A 4,971-nucleotide genomic window follows, 5' to 3' on the forward strand; every position below is an offset into this window, starting at 1 on the left:
ATCCGCTCTTGTGTGATAATCATAAGAATAAACGGCAATGCATCCGCTGTGGATTGTAGTTTTTGATAATAAGAAGTGGTATTGGCAGCGTTGAACAGTTCCCGAGGACTCTCGTACCTCAGTACAGTGTTCGACGCAGGTGGGCTTAACTGCCGGGTTCGGAATGAGTCCGGGTGTATCCCCACCGCTATGGCCGCCATAACCACAAGCCAAGGCCCAGATTTGAACTGGGGTGTAGCTGATCTGCAGTCAGCCGCGTGGCCGCTCCGCCACCTTGGCGCTGTGTATTCTGCGGAGTATAAGATATACTCTCAACAGAATTAAAGGTATGCATCCGGATATCGTCTGGGTTCAACAGAGTAATTGGTTGAGTGGTCTGGATTTGGGCGTTAGTACCCGCCGGACTGAACACGTCGTTGCCTTCGTGCGTATATCCCGGGCCTATTAAGCGGGTCTTGTACCCGTGCCCTGTAACGGAGTCTCTTTTCAGGCTGAGTTTCAAGCTTAGATGCTTTCAGCTTTTATCTCTTGCCGCGTAGCTGCTCGGCACTGCCCTGTCGGACAACCGATACACCAGTGGCGACGAAAGAAAGTTCCTCTCGTACTATTTCTTTCTTGCCCTCAGACTCCGAACACTCCTGATAGATAGTAACCGACCTGTCTCACGACGGTCTAAACCCAGCTCACGATCCCCTTTAATAGGCGAACAACCTCACCCTTGGCTGCTGCTGCACAGCCAGGATGGAAAGAACCGACATCGAGGTAGCAAGCCGCCGGGTCGATATGTGCTCTTGCCGGCGACGACTCTATTATCCCCGGGGTAGCTTTTCTGTAGTCAATAGCCCTCATCAACAGGGCGTATTGGTTCGTTAGACCCGAGTTTCCTCTCGCGATGACTTGCTGTGCGTCATCGCGTCAAGCCAACGTATGCTCTTGACACTCTTCTGTGAGTTTCTGACTCACATGAGTTGACCTTAGGGCACCCTTGATATTTTTTCGAGGGTGTGGCGCCCCACCCAAACTGCCCACCTACCGATGTCCTCTTCAGTCAAGAAGAGTGAGTACTACAGCAGAGCAAGGATGGTGTCTCAACGGCGACTCCCTGATCCCCGGAAGGATCAGTTCGACGTCTCCCATCTACGCTGCGCATGCAATACCGTAGTACAACGACAGGCTGCAGTAAAGCTCCACGGGGTCTTCACTTCCCATCAGGAGTCCCTAGCCTCTGCACTAGGATAAAAGGTTCAACGGACTTGTGGTAGGGACAGTAGAACTCTCATTGTTCCATTCATGCAAGTCGCCAATTAAGCGACAAGGTACTACGCTACCTTAAGAGGGTCATAGTTACCCCCGCCGTTTACGGGTCCTTCGTCCGATTGTACTCGGTGTTCAGATACCCGCACTGGGCAGGATTCACAGACTATACGAGTCCTTACGGAGTTGCAGTCTGCTATGTTGTTATTAGACAGTTGGAGTTCCCTGGTCACTGCGACCTGCCTGATCTCCAGGCAGGCACCCCTTCTCCCGAAGTTACGGGGCCATTTTGCCGAGTTCCCTTACCACAATTAGCTCCGATACGCCTTGGTCTTTTCAACCAGGGGCACCTGTGTCGGTTCTCAGTACGGTCAATCAGATCCCTTTTCACGGGCTCCAGGAGTCGACCACGTTACCTCATCACGTCTTCTGCGGTTTCTCACCATGACGGTACTCCACCGCGTTGAACGCTTGAACGGAAACGACAGTTCCGCGTGGTATATCCCGAAGCGTCGGGGTTTCCGAAGAAACGATATCTGATTGGTACAGGAATATTAACCTGTTTCCCTGTTGACATGCTCGGATTACGGCACATCTTAGGACCGACTAACCCTCGGCTGACGAACATTGCCGAGGAAACCTAGCCCTTTCGGCGGAACGGATTCTCACCGTTCTATGCTTCTACTACTGCCAGAATTCTCATTCCTGTACGGTCCACAGGACCTTACGCCCCTGCTTCTATCCATACAGGACGCCCCTCTACGCGATCACCGACGAATCGGTGCGCCGTGGTCTCTGCAGTAGGCTTTAGCCCCGTCCATTTTCTGCGCCCCAAACCTTGACTGGTAAGCTGTTACGCACTTTTTAAAGGGTAGCTGCTTCTAAGCTCACCTTCCAGTTGTCTTTGGCCTGGGACCTCATTCAGTGTTGACACTTAGCCTACATTCGGGGGCATCAACCACGGTCTGGGTTGTCTCCCTTACGGACTACAAGCTTACCCCGTAGTCCGGACTACCCGTCATCTACGACGTTGGGGAGTTTGGAGTTTGACAGAAGAGCGAGGGATTTCTCCCCCGGAATCCTCAATCAGTGCTCTACCTCACCAACCATCTCCGACGAGGTCATGCTGCGGCATGTTTCGAGGGGAACCAGCTGATTCCCGGTTCGATGAATCTTTCACTCCTATACGCAGGTCACGCGAATGATTTGCATATCAAAACCGCCTGCGGTCCTCCACGCACCTTTCGGCACGCTTCAACCTGCCCACGCATAGATCACCGGGTTTCGGGTCTTATCCTACAGACTCCACGCACGTTGAATACGTCGTTCCAGGCACGAATGCTACGAACTTGTTGCTTTCGCTTCGGCTTCCCTTCCGGTTAACCTCGCCTGCAGAATAAACTCTCTGGCCCGTTCTTCAAAACGTAAGATATGACATCGGCAACTGTCGCCCGTACTACCGCCTCGCGACGGGTTCCTTCGCGCAGAAGTTCCTTGCACGCCATATCACACGATCACCAGTTCGTTTCAGGCGCTTTGCACATCCTTTTTAGGGATCCTTTTCAGCTTTCGCTCACGCTACTAGTTCGCTATCGGTTTCGAGAAGTATTTAGTTTTGGAGGTTGATGACCCCCGGATTCACGCGAGAATTCCAACCCGCGCTACTCAAGACACTCCCGGAAACAGTCCTGTTTATACGTACGGGACTATCACCCTCTCTGATCCACCGTTCCAGGTGAGTTCCGTTTCAAAGGACTGCATCCGACGGGAGGCTTACAACACCACATCTCCCCGGAGGGATTCGGTTTGAACTTCGTCGTTTTCGATCGCCTCTACTCACGACATCTCGGTTGATTTCTCTTCCTGCCCCTACTGAGATGTTTCAATTCGGGGCGTTCCCCATCCTGACGGATTGATACCGAAGTATCGGGATGTCCTATTCGGGGATCTCCGGATCACAGGCTCCCTGCACCTTCCCGGAGCATATCGCTGCTTGGCACGCCCTTCATCAGCTCTCGAACCGAGCCATCCACGAACTGGCATAATTACCAGATTCATTTTTACAATTAGGTTCCGTTGAACCCATGTAACGTCCAGATGCATTACCTTTACACAGCATCGTCAGGTCAGGGTCAACTGACCTTCAGCCCTTCCCCGGTGACTCGCATCGCCGGGTGCATCAGACCGTTGGAACACGCTGTAACAGTGTGTTACATGATGTCCCAACGGGAGTGGACCCAAGGGGATTTGAACCCCTGGCCTCGGCGTTGCAAACGCCGCGCTCTTCCAGCTGAGCTATGAGCCCTGATGTATTCGTTGGCAGTGGTAATTGTACGGTTCATTGAGCGACCGCTGATTGTCGAAAGGATCATTAGGAGGTGATCCAGCCGCAGATTCCCCTACGGCTACCTTGTTACGACTTAACCCCCCTTGCGGAACCTAGATTCGACTGTAGCGAAAACTACAGCCTCATCCAGACCCCACTCGGGTGGTTTGACGGGCGGTGTGTGCAAGGAGCAGGGACATATTCACCGCGCCATCGTGAGGCGCGATTACTACGGATTCCAGCTTCATGCGGGCGAGTTGCAGCCCGCAATCCGAACTACGGGTGGGGTTAGGAGATTACCTTCACCTTTCGGTGTCGAGACCCATTGTCCCATCCATTGTAGCCCGCGTGTAGCCCGGATAATTCGGGGCATGCTGACCTACCGTTGCCCATTCCTTCCTCCCCTTTAGCAGAGGCGGTCCCAACAGTGTCCCCATCGATCCGAAGATCATGCTGGCAACTGTTGGCGTGGGTCTCGCTCGTTGCCTGACTTAACAGGATGCTTCACAGTACGAACTGACGACGGCCATGCACCTCCTCTCAGCTGGTCAAGCAGAGTCTTCAGCCCGGCTATCATTCCGCTGTCGTATCCGGTGAGTTGTCCGGCGTTGAATCCAATTAAACCGCAGGCTCCACCCGTTGTGGTGCTCCCCCGCCAATTCCTTTAAGTTTCAGCCTTGCGACCGTACTTCCCAGGCGGTGCGTTTCACGGTTTCCCTTCGGCACCTCAGTGACTCGTGGTCACTGACACACCTAACGCACATCGTTTACGGCTGGGACTACCCGGGTATCTAATCCGGTTTGCTCCCCCAGCTTTCGTCCCTCACTGTCGGAGCCGTTCTGGTAAGATGCCTTCGCCATCGGTCGTCCCTCGGGGATTACAAGATTTCACTCCTACCCCCGAAGTACGTCTTACCTCTCCCGGTCCCAAGGTCGCCAGTTTCTCTGAGACGTCTTTTGGTTGAGCCAAAAGATTTCCCCAGAGACTTAACGACCAAGCTACGAACGCTTTAAGCCCAGTAAAAGTGGCTATCACTCGAGCAGCCGGTATTACCGCGGCGGCTGGCACCGGTCTTGCCCCGCCCTTTCTCCTGGTGCTGACTAAACACCAGAACAGCCTGCATTGACAGGCACTCAGGGTTTCCTTATCACGATTGCTCGCATTGTAAAGTTTTCGCGCCTGCTGCGCCCCGTAGGGCCTGGATTCATGTCTCAGAATCCATCTCCGGGCTCTTGCTCTCACAACCCGTACCGATCAATGGCTTGGTGGGCCGTTACCCCAACAACAACCTAATCGGACGCAGACTCATCCTCAGGCGGCGGACCTTTCAGAGACAGAGCATTCCAGCACCCGTCTCCTATGAGGGATTAGCCCCAGTTTCCCGGGATTA

Annotated in this window: 2 tRNA genes, 2 rRNA genes and 3 other annotated features; all 4 genes read right to left on the minus strand. The window is 53.7% G+C overall.

Annotation, left to right across the window (positions count from 1 at the left end):
• Positions 1-79 precede the first annotated feature (79 nt).
• Positions 80-201 (minus strand): 5S ribosomal RNA (rrf, locus tag RJ53_RS06540).
• Between the two features lie 6 nt (positions 202-207).
• A tRNA-Cys gene (locus RJ53_RS06545) sits at positions 208-279 on the minus strand.
• Positions 280-371: 92 nt separating this feature from the next.
• Positions 372-3,311, minus strand: a 23S ribosomal RNA gene (locus RJ53_RS06550).
• A 175-nt stretch (positions 3,312-3,486) separates the two neighbouring features.
• Positions 3,487-3,559, minus strand: a tRNA-Ala gene (locus RJ53_RS06555).
• Positions 3,560-3,638: 79 nt separating this feature from the next.
• Positions 3,639-4,607, minus strand: a sequence feature (most likely nonfunctional fraction of RNA operon).
• 11 nt (positions 4,608-4,618) lie between these two features.
• Positions 4,619-4,714: a sequence feature (16S ribosomal RNA rRNA prediction is too short), on the minus strand.
• Positions 4,715-4,806: 92 nt separating this feature from the next.
• Positions 4,807-4,971 (minus strand) — a sequence feature (16S ribosomal RNA rRNA prediction is too short).

Origin of the sequence: Methanocalculus chunghsingensis (genome assembly GCF_018132105.1) — an archaeon.
Taxonomy (GTDB): Archaea; Halobacteriota; Methanomicrobia; order Methanomicrobiales; family Methanocorpusculaceae; genus Methanocalculus; species Methanocalculus chunghsingensis.